Below are 14,475 nucleotides of genomic sequence, written 5' to 3'. Positions count from 1 at the left end.
TCGCGCCCGCCGCGAGCCCGCCAGCCGTCTTCGAAGGAACGAAGACGCAGCAGCCCGAGCGACGACACCTCCCGTCGTCGCCCCCGGCCACTGCCCCCACGACGCCGTAGACACACAACACCAGCCGGTGCGCTTTCCTTTCGGAATGCGCCACGGCACGCGCTCGTTCGTTTCCGTTTTTTCGCTCGCACCCGAGAAGCCATGGCACGCCCCGACCGCGCGCCGCAGCCACTCCCCCGCCCTAGACACATCCGACGCAGGACCCAGGAGAAGCTGCACATGACATTCAAGAACCGTTGCCCCGGAACGCCGCTCACGCGGCGGGGCTATGCCACGCTCGCGGTCACCGCCGTGGCACTCGCCGCCAGCGCACACGCCCATGCACAAGAAGCCGCCGCGGCCGACACACGGCAGGCGCTGCCCACCGTGACCGTCTCGGGCGATGCCGGTGAAACCGCTACCGGCCCCGTGACGGGCTTCGTCGCCAAACGCGGCAGCACCGCCACCAAGACCGACACGCCGCTGATCGAGACGCCGCAGGCCATCTCGGTCGTCACGCGCGACCAGATCGAGGCCCAGGGCGCGCTCACCTTGCGCGAGACCACCAACTACACGGCCGGCGTGGTGTCGAGCTACTTCGACAGCCGCGGCGACTCGTTCAAAGTGCGCGGCGGTGACGCAGTCCAGTACCTGGACGGCATGCAACGCACCTACGGCGTCTACAACAGCAGCAAGCCCGAGCCGTACATGCTCGAGCGCGTCGAGCTGCTGCGCGGCCCCTCGTCGGTGCTCTATGGCCAGGGTGGCGTCGGCGGCGTGCTGAACCTCGTGTCGAAGCGCCCGCAGGCCGAGACGCAGCGCGAAGTGCAGTTGCAGCTGGGCAGCAACTCGCGCAAGCAGATCGCCGCCGATTTCACCGGCTCGCTCGATCCCGAGAGCAAGTGGATGTACCGCCTCGTGGCCGTGAACCGCGACAGCGGCACGCAGGTCGACCACGTGTCGGACGACCGCATCGCCATCGCACCCTCGCTCACCTGGCGCCCGAACGCCGACACCTCGCTCACGCTGCAGGCCTCCTACCAGAAGGACAAGAGCGGCTCGCTGATCGGCTTCTTCCCGTGGCAGGGCACGCTGCTGCCCTCGCTGTACGGCCGCATCCCGACCTCGACCTTCACCGGCGAGCCGGGCTTCGACCGCTTCGACACGCGCAGCACCTCGCTCGGCTACCTGTTCAGCCACCGCATCAACGACACCTGGACGGTGCGCCAGAACCTGCGCTCGACGGAGAGCAAGGTTTGGTACAACACCTCGTACACCAGCTTCGCGGCCAACCGCCTCACGGGCCGTCCGGCGCGCCCGGTGTTCAATGCCGACCAGCGCACCATTGAGCGCGACCTGAGCAGCGACATCAACGGCGGCAAGATGCTGCTGCTCGACAACCAGGCCGAAGCGCACTTCAAGACCGGTGAGGTCGAGCACACGCTGCTGCTGGGCGCCGACTTCCAGCGCAACACCACCTCCAAGCTCTCGGGCCGCGGCCGTGCGGGCGCGCTCGACGTGTACGCACCGGTGTACGGCAACTACACGGCGCCGACCAGCTACACACGCGCGCCCGAAGTGGTGCAGAAGCAGGCGGGCCTGTACGTGCAGGACCAGGTCAAGTACGGCCGCTGGATCGGCCTGCTGGGCCTGCGCCATGACAAGGCCACCACCGACACCGAAGGCCGCCCCGCCGCGGCGGCCGACGACAAGGCCACCACCAAGCGCGCCGGCCTGGTCTACCTGGCCGACGGCGGCTGGGCACCGTACCTGAGTTACGCCGAATCGTTCCTGCCGCTGGGCGGCGTCGACACGTCGAACAACCCCTTCAAACCGCAGCGCGGCAAGCAGTGGGAAGCCGGCGTGAAGTGGGAGCCCGCGGGCCAGCGCACCTCGTTCATGGCGGCGGTGTACGACCTGCGCGACACCAACCGCAAGACCACCGACCCGACCAACCCGCTCAACAGCGTGCAGCTCGGCGAAGTGCACGTGAAGGGCCTGGAGCTCGAGTACAAGGGCAGCATCGCGCGCGACTGGGACTGGACCACTTCATACGCCTACACCGACGCGCGCGTGTCGAAGAGCAACGGCTCCGACCTGGGCAAGCGCATCTCGGGCGTGCCCAAGCACACGGCATCGGCCTGGGTGACCAAGCGCTTCTCGATCGGCGGCCTGCACGGTTTCTCGGCCGGCGGCGGCGTGCGCTACATGGGCAAGTCGTACGACGGCATGGACAACAACCCCGTGCCCGCGGTCACGCTGTTCGACGCGATGTTCGCGTGGGACAACGGCCCGCTGCGCCTGGCGCTCAACGTGGCCAACCTGACCGACAAGGTGCAGATCACCACCTGCCTGGCGCGCGGCGACTGCTTCTACGGCCAGCGCCGTACCCTGACCGCCAGCGCCACGTACCGCTTCTGAAGAAAATCCCCGCGCGGGCGAAGGTCTGGCGCGCGGGTGACAACCCCGCGCTGCAAGGGGCTTCTAGAATCGCGCCGTCGTCCGGTTCGCCGGATGGCAAGCGTTCTCAGGGCGGGGTGCAATTCCCCACCGGCGGTGATGGCGACGAAAGTCGCACAAGCCCGCGAGCGCCTCGGACCTGCCACAGGTCCGAGGGTCAGCAGATTTCGGTGCGATTCCGAAGCCGACGGTCACAGTCCGGATGAAAGAGAGCGCGAAATGCGGGCATGCCCGCGCGCCTTGCTTTGCTTTTTTGAGGCAAACCGGCGCGCGAGCGGGCCTGTGGTTTCGTGCGCCCTGATTCAGGAAACCTGCTTTCTAGAGGCACACCATGAGTCAGATCAACGACCTTCCCCTTTCTGCCGTCACCGCGTCGGGTTCGCCGCGCGGCCAGCGCATCGCATTCGTCGAGGCGCAATGGCATTCCGACATCGTCCACCAGGCACGTGACGCGTTTCTCGAAGAGATGGCGCGGCTCGGCGTGGCGCGCGAGCTCATCGACATCTTCGATGTGCCCGGCGCCTTCGAGATTCCGCTGCACGCCAAGCGCCTCGCCAACTCGGGCAAGTACGCGGCCATCATCGGCTGCGCGCTGGTGGTGGACGGCGGCATCTACCGCCACGAGTTCGTCGCCAACACCGTCGTCAGCACGCTGATGTCGCTGCAGCTGGAGACCGACGTGCCGATCTTCTCGGCCGTGCTCACGCCGCACCATTTCCACGAGCACGTGGAGCACCGCAAGTACTTCCACCGCCACTTCGCGATCAAGGGCACGGAAGTGGCCGAGGCCTGCTTCAAGACGCTCGAGGCGCTGGACAAGGTCGACGCGCTGCTCGCCGCCTGACCCCGCAGTTGGCAAGCGGCGCAAGCCTGCAGTAACCTGCGCGGATGGCCTCTCCATCCGCTCCAGCGGCCGCAGCAGCTGCCGACCGCTACACCCTCTATGGCGCGCCCGGTTCGGGCGCCACGCCCGTCCATGCCGCGCTGACGCTGATCGGCGCGCAGGTCGACACGGTCGACATCGCCCCCTGGGAGGGCGAGTCCGAGCGCGAGCGACTGACCGATGTCAACCCGATGCAGCAGGTGCCCGCGCTCGTGCTGCCTTCGGGCGAGGTGATGACCGAGAGCGCGGCCATCCTCATCTGGCTCGGCGACCGCTACCCCGAAGCCGGGCTCTGCCCCGCGCCCGACGATCCGCTGCGCACGCGCTACCTGCGCTGGATGGTCTATTTGCCGGCGTCGATCTATTCGATGTTCTGGGTGCGCGACGACCCGCAGCGCCTCGTGCCCGACCCCGCCGCACAGGCCGCGATGCTCGAACGTTCGGCCGAGCGCATCGCGCACTGCTGGCACCTGATGGACACGCAGATCGACGAACCCGCGCCCTACCTGCTCGGCGAAAAGCTCAGCATGCTCGACCTGTACGTGACCGTGATGTCGCGCTGGACGCCGACCCGCCGGCGCTTCTACCGCGTGGCGCCGCGCATGGCGCGCGTGGTGCGCCGCGTGGACGCCGACCCGCGGCTCGCGGAATTCTGGGCGGCGCGCTTTCCCTTCTCGCTGGATACGAGCGCGCCGGGCAGCTGAGGCAACCCAGTTTTCTATCATCGACCCCATGACCGCACGCACACCGACCACCGCCTACCCGATGACGATCTATCACAAGCCCAACTGCAGCACGTCGCGCAACGTGCTGGGCTTGATCCGCGAAAGCGGCGTGGAGCCCGAGATCGTGCTGTACCTGGAAACGCCGCCCTCGAAGAAGAAACTGCGCGAGCTGACGAAGGCGATGGGCCTGACGGCGCGCGACCTGCTGCGCACCAAGGAAGCGCCCTACGAAGAACTGAAGCTGGCGGACGAGAAACTGACCGACGACCAGCTGTTCGACGCGATCGTGGCGCACCCGATCCTCTTGCAGCGGCCCATCGTGGTGTCGCCGCGCGGCACGCTCATGTGCCGGCCGTGGGAGCGCGTGCGCGAGATTCTTCCGGCCTGACGTCTTCCTGCGCCAGCCCCCACGCGACATGCTCGCGCACCAGTTCACTCGGATGCTCGGCACGCGTGGCCAATGCCTCCTTCGCACCGGCCTCGCCTGACCGCACCGCATTGCCCAGCGCCACCGCGATGTTGCGCAGCCAGCGCTCGTGGCCGATGCGGCGGATCGGGCTGCCTTCGGTGCGGCGCAAAAAGTCTTCCTCGCTCCACGCAAACAACTCGGCCAGCGTGCGCCCCGTGAGCCCCTCGCGCGCGTCGAAGTCGGGCAGCGTGCTCTTCTTCGCGAACTTGTTCCAGGGGCAGATCAGCTGGCAGTCGTCGCAGCCGTAGATGCGGTTGGCCATCAGCGGGCGCAGTTCCGTCGGAATGGCGCCGGCATGCTCGATCGTCAGGTACGAGATGCAGCGGCGCGCATCGAGCCGCTGCGGCGCGACGATCGCGCGTGTCGGGCACACGTCGATGCAGGCGCTGCAGCTGCCGCAGTGCGCGCTGACGGGCTCGCTCGGCGGCAGCGCCATGTCGACGTAGATTTCGCCGAGAAAGAACATCGAGCCCGCGTCGCGGTCGAGCACCAGCGTGTGCTTGCCGCGCCAACCCTGGCCGCTGCGCGAGGCCAGCTCGGCCTCGAGCACCGGCGCCGAATCGGTGAAGGCACGGTGGCCGAAGGGGCCCACCTCTTCGGCGATCTGCTCGGCCAGTTTGGCGAGGCGGTTGCGCAGCACCTTGTGATAGTCGCGGCCTCGCGCATAGACCGACACGATGGCCTCGCCGGGCCGCGTGAGGCGGTCGAACTCGACGGCCTGCCAGTCGTCCGGCGTGGCGCGCGGCAGGTAGTCCATGCGCGCGGTGATCACGCTCACCGTGCCCGGCACCAGCTCCGCGGGCCGCGCGCGGCGGGTGCCGTGTGTTGCCATGTATTGCATCTCGCCATGGAACCCATGGGCCAGCCATTGCATCAGACCGTCCTCGGCGCTCGACAGATCGACGCCCGCGATTCCGATTTGGGAGAATCCGAGTTCCCGGGCCAAGGCCTGAATACGAGCAATGAGTGGATGGCTGACGATCACTTGCCGATTGTAGAAACGCATGCCCATGCCCGCACCCTGCGCTGGCATGGCGAAGACGACACCGACGCACTGGCGCGCGCGCTCGCCGCATCGCCCGCGTTGCGCGACGCGTTCATCGCGCTGCAGGGCGACCTCGGCGCCGGCAAGACCACCTTCGTGCGCCACCTGCTGCGCGCGCTCGGCATCACCGGGCGCATCAAGAGCCCCACCTACGCGGTGGTCGAGCCGCACGAGGCGCCCGACGGGCTGGCCATCTTCCACTTCGACTTCTACCGCTTCGCCGATCCGCGCGAATGGGACGACGCGGGCTTTCGCGACATCTTCGCGGGCCCCGGCCTCAAGCTGGCCGAGTGGCCGGAAAACGCCGCGGGGCGCACCCCACCTGCCGACCTAGCTATTAAAATAGAAGCAATGACCGACGACACCCGCAGCGTGACTCTTCTTGCGAACACCCCTCGCGGCAGCGATCTGCTGGCGTGCCTCGCCGCATGAAGGCGACCGGCCTGAAACGGCGCGTGCTGCTGCAAGGCGGCAGCATCGCGCTGATGCTGGGCGTGCACCAGATCGCGCGCGGCGCCAGCATCCTCGCCGTGCGCGTGTGGCCCGCCGCCGACTACACCCGCGTGACCATCGAGTCCGACGCCCGCCTCAACTCGCAGCAGCTCGTGGTCGGCAGCCCGCCCCGGCTGGCCGTGGACATCGAGGGCATCGACCTCAACACCGAGCTGCGCGACCTGGTCGGCAAGATCAAGCCCGGTGACCCGTTCATCAACGGCCTGCGCATCGGGCAGAACGCACCGAAGGTGGTGCGCATCGTGTTCGACCTGAAGCAGACCGTGCGCCCGCAGGTGTTCTCGCTGGCGCCCGTGGCCGCCTACAAGCACCGGCTGGTGCTCGACCTGTACCCCGAACAGGCCATCGACCCGATGGAAGCGCTGATCGCCGAGCGGCTGCGCGATGCGCCCAAGAACGGCAGCAGCACCAGCGCGCCGAGCAACGGCCCCGCCGTGGCAAGCGCCCCGCCCGCCGCGCCATCACCAGGCCCCGCGCCCGTGCGCCCCGCCATGCCGCCCGTCGACCCGCTGGGTGACCTGATGGCGCAGCAGGCCATGCGCCCCGGCCCGTCGACGCCCGCGCCGGCCCTGCCGCCCGGCGGCATGCCACTGCCGATGCCGCCGGCACCGCCGCCCGTCGTGGCCGCGGCGCCGCCGGCGCGACCCGTGACACCGCCCGGCCCCCCGCCCCGCGCGACGGCCAGCCGCACCGACCGCATCATCATCGTGGCGCTCGACCCCGGCCACGGCGGTGAAGACCCCGGCGCCATCGGCCCGAACGGCACGCGCGAGAAAGACATCGTGCTGCAGGTGGCGCACCGCCTGCGCGACCGCATCAACGCGGCCAGCGTCAACGGCAGCCCGATGCGCGCCTTTCTCACGCGCGACGCCGACTTCTTCGTGCCGCTGGGCGTGCGCGTGCAGAAGGCGCGGCGCGTGCAGGCCGACCTGTTCGTGAGCATCCACGCCGACGCGTTCACCACGCCCGCCGCGCGCGGCGCCAGCGTGTTCGCGCTGAGCCAGAGCGGCGCCTCGAGCAGTGCCGCACGCTGGCTCGCCAACAAGGAAAACGACGCCGACAAGGTCGGCGGCGTGAACGTGGGCACCCACGAGGCGCAGGTGCAGCGCGCGCTGCTCGACATGAGCACCACCGCGCAGATCAACGACAGCCTGAAGCTCGGCGGCGCGATGCTCGGCGAGATCAAGGGCATCGGTGCGCGGCTGCACAAGGCGCAGGTCGAGCAGGCCGGCTTCGCGGTGCTCAAGGCGCCCGACATCCCGAGCGTGCTGGTCGAGACGGCCTTCATCAGCAACCCCGAGGAAGAAGCCAACCTGCGCCGCGCCGACTACCAGGAAAACCTGGCCGACGCGCTGATGCGCGGCATCCAGCGCTACTTCGCGCAGAACCCGCCGCTGGCGCGCAGCCGGCAGCTCTGACCTAGAAGCCAGCGACGCGGGCGACCCACGCGGCCGCATAGAGGCCGGCGCCGAAGACCGCGTGCGTGACCAGGCTCTGGAATCGCGCCATCGCAGGGCGCGGCGTGCGGCGCGCGGCAAAGCCCGCGCCCATCGCGGGCTGCATCACGCAGAACGGCACGAGCACGGTGCCGATGCCGACGATCAACGCAGGGGCGAGCGTCGGCTGGCGGGCCCATTCCAATCCCCAGCCCGCGAGCAGCACGGCCGCGAACGCGATGCCGAGCAGGTAGTGCGCAGTCCAGCCGATCACACCCTCGCCCGCCACGCGCGGCGACTTGCCGATGGGGTCGTGAAAGAAGCGCCCGCGCGGCAGGTGCACGAGCCAGCGGCCGACGAGGGCGTAGTCCAGCGAGGGAATACCGAACAGGCGCTGGCGCAGCACCGCCCACAGGTCCATCACCACCGTCGCGCCGGCGCCGACCCACAGCGTGCGGACCACGAACTCGATGGTCTCAGACACGGTCGCGCTCCTGCTCCGAGGCACGCGCGGCGATCATCCAGCAGGCCGCGACAAAGCGCACTTCGTCGCCCTGCACATACGGCGCGAAGGCGGCGTGCAAGGTCTCCACGACCTGCGCGCGCGTCTGTGCATCCGTCTCCTGCAGGATCAGCCCGACCGGTCCGAGCCGCGTGAAGTAGTCGACCAGCGCCGTCGCAGGGAACGCGCACTCGACCTCGAACGGCTGGATGTCGACCTCGCCCCACCCGCTCGCCTCGAGGATGCCCGCGACCCTCGCGCGGTCGGCAAACGCGAACTGGCCCGGCGCGTTCGGCCGGCGCGGCGGCAGGCCGGGCAGCAGCGGTGCGGCGGCGCGCTCGGCCGTCGTCATGAACGGGTTGTCGGCTCCGCCGCGCCAGGCGATGCAGCGCAAGGCCGCACCGTCCGTCGTGGCTCGCCGCAGGTTCGCGAAGGCCCGCACCGGGTCGTCGAAGAACATCACGCCCAGGCGTGAGATGACCATGTCGAACGCGGCCGGCTCGAAGGCATGACTCTGCACATCGGCGCAGACAAAGCGGGCCGACGGCAACACCTCGCGCGCGGCGCGGGCCTTCGCCGCCTCGATCATCGGTGCCGAGATATCGACGCCGAGGCACTGACCGGTCGCGCCGAGCTGCCGCGCCACGGCGAGCGTCGTGCGGCCGGTGCCGCAGCCCACGTCGAGCACGCGGCGGGCGCCCACGGCGCGCACCGCATCGGTCAGCCGCGCTTCGAGCGGCTGGAACATCGCGTCGAGCACGGCCTGCGTCTGGACCCAGGCGCTGCCGGCGCGGCCGTTCCACAAGGCGGCCTGTTCGGCATTGGCGGGAGATGTGTCGTCCATGATCGTTTTCCTCAAGGTGCCTTCAAGCGGCGAAGGCTAGACTGTGCCAATTCAAGTCGACTTGAAGTCAAGGGGGGCCTGCACATGGACATTTCGGAAGTCGCGCAACGCGCCGGCGTTCCCGCCTCGACGCTGCGTTTCTATGAAGAAAAAGGGCTGATCGCCTCGACCGGCCGGCACGGCCTGCGCCGCGTGTTCGCGCCCGACGTGCTGGAGCAGCTGGCGCTCATCGCGCTGGGCCGCGCCGCCGGTTTCTCGCTGGAAGAAATCGGCCGCATGTTCTCGCCCGAAGGCAAGCCGCGCATCGACCGGCAGGTGCTCGCCGACAAGGCACAGGACCTCGACCGCACGATCCGCCAGCTCACGGCGATGCGCGACGGCCTGCGGCACGCAGCGGTCTGCCCCGCGCCCAGCCACATGGAATGCCCCACCTTCCGCCGCATCCTGCGGGCGGCGTCGTCGGGTGCATTGGAAACGGCGCCGAAGAAGAAGGTGCCGAAGCCGCGCGCCACGTAGCCACACCCGCTTTCAGGCGTTGCGTCCCGCAACACGCGCCCTGTCCCACGCCACGCGGCCCGCCACCGCGCACAGGCACGTGCGGCAGGCTCCTACACCGCGAAATGCATACTTTTGACCATGATGAGCCATCACTCCTCGAAAGGTGGACACCATGTTGAAGACACGTCTCTGGATCGCCGCTGCAGCTGCCACTTCGGTCATGACGCTGGCAGGCTGTGCGAGCGGTCCCAACCAGAACCTCGGCACCGGTATCGGCGCACTCGGCGGCGCGGCGGTGGGCCATGCGATCGGCGGCAACACCGGCGCAACGCTGGGCGGCGCAGCCATCGGCGGCGTCATCGGCAACCAGGTGGGCCGCAACGTCGACGAACGCAACTACTACAACCAGCAGCGCTATCCGCGCGGCAGCGGTTACTACCCGGACAACGGCCCGCGTTACTGATCACCCACACCCTCAACGAAAAAACGCGCCCTCGGGCGCGTTTTTTTGTGGGTGAGTTTGCAGCGACTCAGGCCTGCGATGCCGCCGCCCGTGCCTTCTCGGCCTTCGAGGCGCGCCACGCGCCGAAGATCGCCAGCAGGCCGGGCACGAAGATCAGCGCCCAGATGATCTTGTCCAGGTGCAGCCGCACGAACGGCAGGTTGCCGAAGAAGTAGCCCGCGGTGGCGATGCCCAGCACCCAGAGCAGTGCGCCGCCCACGTTGTAGGCCGTGAACTTCGCGCGGTTCATCTCGGCCACGCCGGCCACGAAGGGCGCGAAGGTGCGAATGAAGGGCATGAAGCGCGCGAGCACGATGGTGATGCCGCCGTAGCGCTCGTAGAAGCTGTGGGCCTGGTCGAAGGCCTTGCGGTTGAAGAAGCGCGAGTTCTCCCACTGGAACACCTTGGGCCCGAAGTAGCGCCCGATCGAGTAGTTGCACTGGTCGCCGAGGATGGCCGCCACGATCAGGATGCCGCAGGCCAGCGGGAAGCTCATGAGCCCCACGCCGCACAGCGCGCCGACGATGAACAGCAGCGAGTCACCCGGCAAGAACGGCATGACCACCGCGCCGGTCTCGACGAACACGATCAGGAACAGCAGCGCATAGACCCAGGGGCCGTAGGCGACCACGAAGGCCTCGAGGTGTTTGTCGACGTGAAGAATGAAGTCGACGAGAAAGCTGATGATTTCCATGGGCGCGGATTATCCTTGTTGGCATGCTGCCCCCTTTTCGAATCACCCCATGATCCAGATCCGCGAAGCCCTCGATGCCGACTGGCCCGCCCTCTGGGCCGTCCTCGAACCGACGTTTCGCCGCGGCGACACCTACACCTACACCTACCCGCCCGATGTCACGGAAGAAGAAGCCCGCCACTCGTGGATGAAAGTGCCCACGCATACCTTCGTGGCCTGCAATGAAGAAGGCACCGTGCTGGGCACCTATGTGATCCGCGCCAACCAGCCGGGCCAGGGCGCACATGTGAGCAACTGCGGGTATGTGGTGTCCGAGGCTGCGCGCGGCCTGGGCGTGGCCTCGGCGCTGTGCGAACACTCGCAGCAGCAGGCCCTGCGCATGGGCTTCCTGGCGATGCAGTTCAACTTCGTCGTGTCGACCAACGAGCGCGCGGTGCAGCTGTGGCAGCGCATGGGCTTCGCCATCGTCGGCACCTTGCCGGGCGCGTTCCGGCATCCGCAGCATGGCTTCGTCGACGCCTTCGTCATGTTCAAGCAGTTGCAGCCGCTGCCCGGCGCGGCATGAAGAAGATCGAGCCCCGGCTCCTGCAGGCCTTTGTGGCCGTGGCCCGCGAGGGCTCGGTGTCGCGCGGCGCGCAGCGCCTGTTTCTCACGCAGCCGGCCGTGAGCCTGCAGCTCAAGGAATTGGGCGCGCTGGTCGAGCTGGAGCTGTTCCAGCGCACGCCCACCGGCCTGCTGCTCACGCGCGACGGCGCGGCGCTGCTCAACCATGCGGAGCATGCGCTCGAAGGTTTGAACGATTTCGCGGTGGCGGCCGAGAGGCTCAAGGGCGGCGTGCGCGGCTCACTGCGCATCGGCACCATCCTCGACCCCGACTTCACGCGGCTCAGCCCCTTCCTCACCGAACTGGTGGCGCTGGCGCCCGAACTCGAGACCGAGCTGCACCAGGGCACGAGCGGCGACGTGCTCGCCCAACTGCTCAACAAGGAACTGGACATCGGCTTCTACCTCGGCGACCCCGAAGCGACCGACCTGCCGCAGGCCAGCGCGGCCGCACGCCGCCAGGAAGGCGGCCTGCTGTTCCATTCGCAGGTGCTGACGCGCTTCAACTACCAGGTGATCGGCCCGAGCGGCTGGGCGCCGCAGGTGCTGGGCCGCGAGTGGCCCGAGCTGGCCTATTTGCCGTGGGTACTGGCACCGCCGACCTCGTCGCATTCGCGGCTGCTGGCGCCGGTGCTGCAGGCCCACAAGCTGGTGCTGAAGAAGGCTGCGCAGGCCGACCAGGAGATGTCGATGCTGGCGCTGGTGCGCGCCGGCGTCGGCATTTCGCTGGCGCGCGATGCGCTGGCATTGCAGGCCAGCCAGCGCGACGGCCTGGTCATTGCAGACCGCGTGAGCATCGGCTGCGACCTGCGCTTTGTCTGCCTGGCCGGCGCGCTCAAGCGGCCGGAGGTGGACTGCGCGTGGCAGGCGCTGTCGCGCGTCTGGCGACAGGCCTTCTGATCAGCTAGGCGCGCGCCCGACCGTCGCGCACGGCCGCAGGCGCTGCCGCCGCCCCGCTCTTCTTCGCCACGCGCCAGCCCTTGGGCATGAGCGCCAGCATCAGTGCGGCCAGCAGCGCTGCACTGCCCAGCGTGTACAGCCCCGCGGCCGAGCCGCCGTGGTTCTGTTCCACGTAGGTCCGCAGGTTGGGCGCCACGAAGCCGCCGAGGTTGCCGATGGAGTTGACCAGCGCAATGCCCGTGGCAATGCCCAGGCCCGACAGCCGCTCCGACAGGAAGGCATAGAAGATCGGCGTGCCCGACAGGTAGGTCGACGCACCGATCGACAGTGCCGCGATCGCGAAGACCGGCGAGCCGTGCGCCGACAGGCACACGCACACACCGAAGATCGTGTACAGCGTGGCCACGGTGACGCGGCGACGGTCGTGGTGACGGTCGGACCAGCGCGTGACGAAGTACACGACGAACAGCGCCAGCAGCCACGGGATGCTGGTGACGAAGCCGACCAGGAGGCCGATCTTCTGGCCCAGGATCTGCGCCACCTGGGTCGGGAGATAGAAGATGAGGCCGTAGGCCGCGATCTGCACGATGAAGAAGTTCAGCGCGAAGAACATGACGCGCGGATTGCACAAGGTCTGCCACACGGTCTGCGGGCTGTCGGCCGACTTTTCTGCCGCTTCCTGGTCGAGCACGGCCTGCAGCGCGTTCTGCTGCGCGGTCGTGAGCCAGGGCGCGTTGTGCGGCCGGTCGACGATGACGAAGAAGGCCACGATGCCCACCACCACAGCCATCAGGCCTTCGATGAGGAACATCCACTCCCAGCCCTTGAGGCCGCCGATGCCGTTCATGTCGAGCAGCGCACCGGAGATCGGCCCGCCGATGACGAGCGCGCCTGCAAAGCCGAACAGCAAAATGCCGTTGGCCTGTGCACGCACCTTCGCCGGGAACCAGTAGGTCAGCGTGAGCAGCACGCCGGGGTAGAAGCCCGCTTCCGCGATGCCGAGCAGGAAGCGCAGCACGTAGAAAGAGGTCTCGCTGGTCGCGAACATCATGGCCGACGCCACGAGCCCCCAGGTGACCATGATCCGGCACAGCCAGATGCGCGGACCGACGCGCGACAAAATCACGTTGCTCGGCACTTCGAAGATCGCGTAGCTCACGAAGAAGATGCCGGCGCCGAGCGCGAAGGCGCTGTTGCTCAGGCCGGTGTCGATCTGCAGCGCCTGCTTGGCGAAGCCGACGTTCACGCGGTCGAGAATCGACATGATGTACATGACGATGAGCATCGGCAGCAGGCGCCAGCGCGCCTTGTGGATGGCGCCTGTGACCAGCTCGCCGTAGGGACTCGTGGTTGTCATTGTTGTTGTCTCCTGAATAGGTATGTCTGTCTGAAAGCCGCCGAGGCTAGCCGCGTGCGACCGCGCCGTGGACGGGGTTCGTCACCGAACCCAACCCATCGATCTCGACCGAGACCACGTCGCCGCGCTTCAGGAAGCGTGGCGGCTTGAGGCCCAGGCCGACGCCGGCGGGCGTGCCGGTGAGGATCAGGTCGCCGGGTTCGAGCGTGATGGCGCGAGAGAGGTACGCCACGAGGAACGCGACCGAGAAGATCATTTCGCTCGTGTTGGACGACTGCACGGCCTCGCCGTTGACGAGGCAACGGATGCCCAGCGATTGCACGTCGGCCACTTCGTCGCGCGTGACGACGGTGGGCGCGAGCGGGCAGAAGCCGTCGAGCGACTTGCCGCGCACCCATTGCGCCTCGCCCAGCTGCACGTCGCGTGCGCTCACGTCGTTGGCGGCCACGTAGCCGAACACATGCGAGAGCGCGTCAGACTCGCTCACGCCTTGCGCGCGCTTGCCGATGACAACGCCGAGTTCGGCTTCCCAGTCGACCTTCTCGGTGAAGCCTTCGGGCCAGGTGATCGCGTCACCGTCGGCTGCCAACGTGTTGGTGAACTTGGCGAACACGACGGGCTTCTCGGGGATGGCCAGGCCGGTCTCGATGCAATGGTCGCGGTAGTTGGCGCCGATGCAGATGATGTTTCTCGGGGCGAACGGCAAGGTGGGCTTGACTTCGGCGAGGGGGATCGGTTGGCCTGCATCGTTCCAGGCTTTCCCTTCGACGATGTCCTGCATGCGGGCCGCGTCGACGGGCTGCAAAGCGCCGTCCTTGATGTAGCCCACGCGGGGGCCCTGCGGCGTTTGAACGCTCATCCACTTCATGTCTGACTCCTTCTTTGATTTGAAAAAAAATCTTGTGCGGATTTGTTCAGGGCGTGTGCTCAGGCCACCGGGTACTTCCCTCCGCGAATGTCCCCCGGGCTTCGCCCTCCTCCTTGATTTCGCTGCGGGAAGCACCC

Annotated in this window: 16 protein-coding genes and 1 riboswitch; of the genes, 10 read left to right on the top strand and 6 right to left on the bottom strand. The window is 68.2% G+C overall.

Features of this window, described 5'->3' with window-relative positions:
- Positions 1–279: 279 nt before the first annotated feature.
- The 4 genes from CY658_RS08875 (at position 280) to arsC (ending at position 4,495) form a co-directional block, all read left to right on the top strand.
- Positions 280–2,460, top strand: a complete 2,181-nt coding sequence (locus tag CY658_RS08875) for a TonB-dependent siderophore receptor (RefSeq protein WP_101489760.1) — start codon at positions 280–282, stop codon at positions 2,458–2,460.
- Between the two features lie 98 nt (positions 2,461–2,558).
- Positions 2,559–2,717, top strand: a riboswitch (FMN riboswitch).
- Positions 2,718–2,830: 113 nt separating this feature from the next.
- The gene (locus CY658_RS08870; protein ID WP_070061276.1) at positions 2,831–3,343 is read left to right on the top strand and encodes a 6,7-dimethyl-8-ribityllumazine synthase; all 513 of its coding nucleotides are present in this window, start codon (positions 2,831–2,833) and stop codon (positions 3,341–3,343) included.
- A gap of 44 nt (positions 3,344–3,387) precedes the next feature.
- On the top strand, positions 3,388–4,086 hold the full coding sequence (locus CY658_RS08865) for a glutathione S-transferase family protein (protein ID WP_101489759.1): 699 nt from the start codon (positions 3,388–3,390) through the stop codon (positions 4,084–4,086).
- A 28-nt stretch (positions 4,087–4,114) separates the two neighbouring features.
- Positions 4,115–4,495 (top strand): arsenate reductase (glutaredoxin), encoded by a 381-nt coding sequence (arsC, locus tag CY658_RS08860; protein ID WP_101489758.1) that lies wholly within the window; start codon positions 4,115–4,117, stop codon positions 4,493–4,495.
- Here arsC and queG read toward each other — a convergent pair.
- Positions 4,449–5,582 carry a tRNA epoxyqueuosine(34) reductase QueG gene (queG, locus tag CY658_RS08855; protein WP_180838897.1) on the bottom strand — a complete coding sequence of 378 codons (1,134 nt, stop codon included), beginning with the start codon at positions 5,580–5,582 and terminating at the stop codon, positions 4,449–4,451. The genes arsC and queG overlap by 47 nt on opposite strands.
- Between queG and tsaE the strand changes: the two genes are divergently transcribed.
- Entirely contained in the window at positions 5,547–6,053 is a 507-nt protein-coding gene (gene tsaE, locus CY658_RS08850) for a tRNA (adenosine(37)-N6)-threonylcarbamoyltransferase complex ATPase subunit type 1 TsaE (RefSeq protein ID WP_101489757.1), read from the top strand. The genes queG and tsaE overlap by 36 nt on opposite strands.
- Positions 6,050–7,552, top strand: a complete 1,503-nt coding sequence (locus CY658_RS08845) for an N-acetylmuramoyl-L-alanine amidase (protein WP_101489756.1) — start codon at positions 6,050–6,052, stop codon at positions 7,550–7,552. Before tsaE ends, CY658_RS08845 begins: the two co-directional genes overlap by 4 nt.
- A 1-nt stretch (position 7,553) precedes the next feature.
- Here CY658_RS08845 and CY658_RS08840 read toward each other — a convergent pair whose 3' ends face one another.
- Both CY658_RS08840 and CY658_RS08835 read right to left on the bottom strand, forming a co-directional pair.
- Entirely contained in the window at positions 7,554–8,054 is a 501-nt protein-coding gene (locus tag CY658_RS08840) for a DUF2938 domain-containing protein (protein WP_101489755.1), read from the bottom strand.
- A complete protein-coding gene (locus CY658_RS08835) occupies positions 8,047–8,916 on the bottom strand; it encodes a class I SAM-dependent methyltransferase (RefSeq protein WP_101489754.1) in 870 nt (289 codons plus the stop codon). The genes CY658_RS08840 and CY658_RS08835 overlap by 8 nt, the downstream gene beginning before the upstream one ends.
- Positions 8,917–9,000: 84 nt before the next feature.
- On the opposite strand from CY658_RS08835, the gene CY658_RS08830 reads away from it, so the two are divergent.
- Together CY658_RS08830 and CY658_RS08825 are read left to right on the top strand one after the other, a co-directional pair.
- Entirely contained in the window at positions 9,001–9,432 is a 432-nt protein-coding gene (locus CY658_RS08830; protein ID WP_101489753.1) for a helix-turn-helix domain-containing protein, read from the top strand.
- Between the two features lie 154 nt (positions 9,433–9,586).
- The gene (locus CY658_RS08825; protein WP_235510096.1) at positions 9,587–9,877 is read left to right on the top strand and encodes a glycine zipper domain-containing protein; all 291 of its coding nucleotides are present in this window, start codon (positions 9,587–9,589) and stop codon (positions 9,875–9,877) included.
- A gap of 67 nt (positions 9,878–9,944) precedes the next feature.
- On the opposite strand, the gene CY658_RS08820 is transcribed toward CY658_RS08825, so the two are convergent.
- Positions 9,945–10,610, bottom strand: a complete 666-nt coding sequence (locus tag CY658_RS08820; RefSeq protein WP_101489752.1) for a DedA family protein — start codon at positions 10,608–10,610, stop codon at positions 9,945–9,947.
- 49 nt (positions 10,611–10,659) lie between these two features.
- Here CY658_RS08820 and CY658_RS08815 point away from each other — a divergent pair, with 49 nt between their 5' ends.
- Together CY658_RS08815 and CY658_RS08810 are read left to right on the top strand one after the other, a co-directional pair.
- Positions 10,660–11,175: a GNAT family N-acetyltransferase gene (locus CY658_RS08815; RefSeq protein ID WP_101489751.1), complete on the top strand. Its 516-nt coding sequence runs from the start codon at positions 10,660–10,662 to the stop codon at positions 11,173–11,175.
- Positions 11,172–12,113, top strand: a complete 942-nt coding sequence (locus CY658_RS08810; RefSeq protein WP_101489750.1) for a LysR family transcriptional regulator — start codon at positions 11,172–11,174, stop codon at positions 12,111–12,113. The genes CY658_RS08815 and CY658_RS08810 overlap by 4 nt, the downstream gene beginning before the upstream one ends.
- A 4-nt stretch (positions 12,114–12,117) precedes the next feature.
- Here CY658_RS08810 and CY658_RS08805 read toward each other — a convergent pair whose 3' ends face one another.
- On the bottom strand, positions 12,118–13,470 hold the full coding sequence (locus CY658_RS08805; RefSeq protein ID WP_099790921.1) for an MFS transporter: 1,353 nt from the start codon (positions 13,468–13,470) through the stop codon (positions 12,118–12,120).
- Positions 13,471–13,516: 46 nt separating this feature from the next.
- A complete protein-coding gene (locus CY658_RS08800; protein WP_101489749.1) occupies positions 13,517–14,338 on the bottom strand; it encodes a fumarylacetoacetate hydrolase family protein in 822 nt (273 codons plus the stop codon).
- Positions 14,339–14,475 lie beyond the last annotated feature (137 nt).

The organism is Variovorax sp. RO1 (assembly GCF_002849325.1).
Taxonomy (GTDB): domain Bacteria; phylum Pseudomonadota; class Gammaproteobacteria; order Burkholderiales; family Burkholderiaceae_C; genus Variovorax.
Note: the sequence above shows the minus strand (reverse complement) of the source record. Positions and strands in the feature narration are given on the sequence as shown.

Coding starts and splice junctions, on each gene's coding strand:
- CY658_RS08815 (WP_101489751.1), top strand. CDS start 10,660: ATGATCCAGATCCGCGAAGCCCTCGATGCCGACTGGCCCGCCCTCTGG.
- CY658_RS08865 (WP_101489759.1), top strand. CDS start 3,388: ATGGCCTCTCCATCCGCTCCAGCGGCCGCAGCAGCTGCCGACCGCTAC.
- CY658_RS08805 (WP_099790921.1), bottom strand. CDS start 13,470: ATGACAACCACGAGTCCCTACGGCGAGCTGGTCACAGGCGCCATCCAC.
- tsaE (WP_101489757.1), top strand. CDS start 5,547: ATGGCTGACGATCACTTGCCGATTGTAGAAACGCATGCCCATGCCCGC.
- CY658_RS08820 (WP_101489752.1), bottom strand. CDS start 10,610: ATGGAAATCATCAGCTTTCTCGTCGACTTCATTCTTCACGTCGACAAA.
- CY658_RS08870 (WP_070061276.1), top strand. CDS start 2,831: ATGAGTCAGATCAACGACCTTCCCCTTTCTGCCGTCACCGCGTCGGGT.
- CY658_RS08875 (WP_101489760.1), top strand. CDS start 280: ATGACATTCAAGAACCGTTGCCCCGGAACGCCGCTCACGCGGCGGGGC.
- CY658_RS08845 (WP_101489756.1), top strand. CDS start 6,050: ATGAAGGCGACCGGCCTGAAACGGCGCGTGCTGCTGCAAGGCGGCAGC.
- CY658_RS08835 (WP_101489754.1), bottom strand. CDS start 8,916: ATGGACGACACATCTCCCGCCAATGCCGAACAGGCCGCCTTGTGGAAC.
- CY658_RS08810 (WP_101489750.1), top strand. CDS start 11,172: ATGAAGAAGATCGAGCCCCGGCTCCTGCAGGCCTTTGTGGCCGTGGCC.
- CY658_RS08825 (WP_235510096.1), top strand. CDS start 9,587: ATGTTGAAGACACGTCTCTGGATCGCCGCTGCAGCTGCCACTTCGGTC.
- CY658_RS08830 (WP_101489753.1), top strand. CDS start 9,001: ATGGACATTTCGGAAGTCGCGCAACGCGCCGGCGTTCCCGCCTCGACG.
- arsC (WP_101489758.1), top strand. CDS start 4,115: ATGACCGCACGCACACCGACCACCGCCTACCCGATGACGATCTATCAC.
- CY658_RS08800 (WP_101489749.1), bottom strand. CDS start 14,338: ATGAAGTGGATGAGCGTTCAAACGCCGCAGGGCCCCCGCGTGGGCTAC.
- queG (WP_180838897.1), bottom strand. CDS start 5,582: ATGCGTTTCTACAATCGGCAAGTGATCGTCAGCCATCCACTCATTGCT.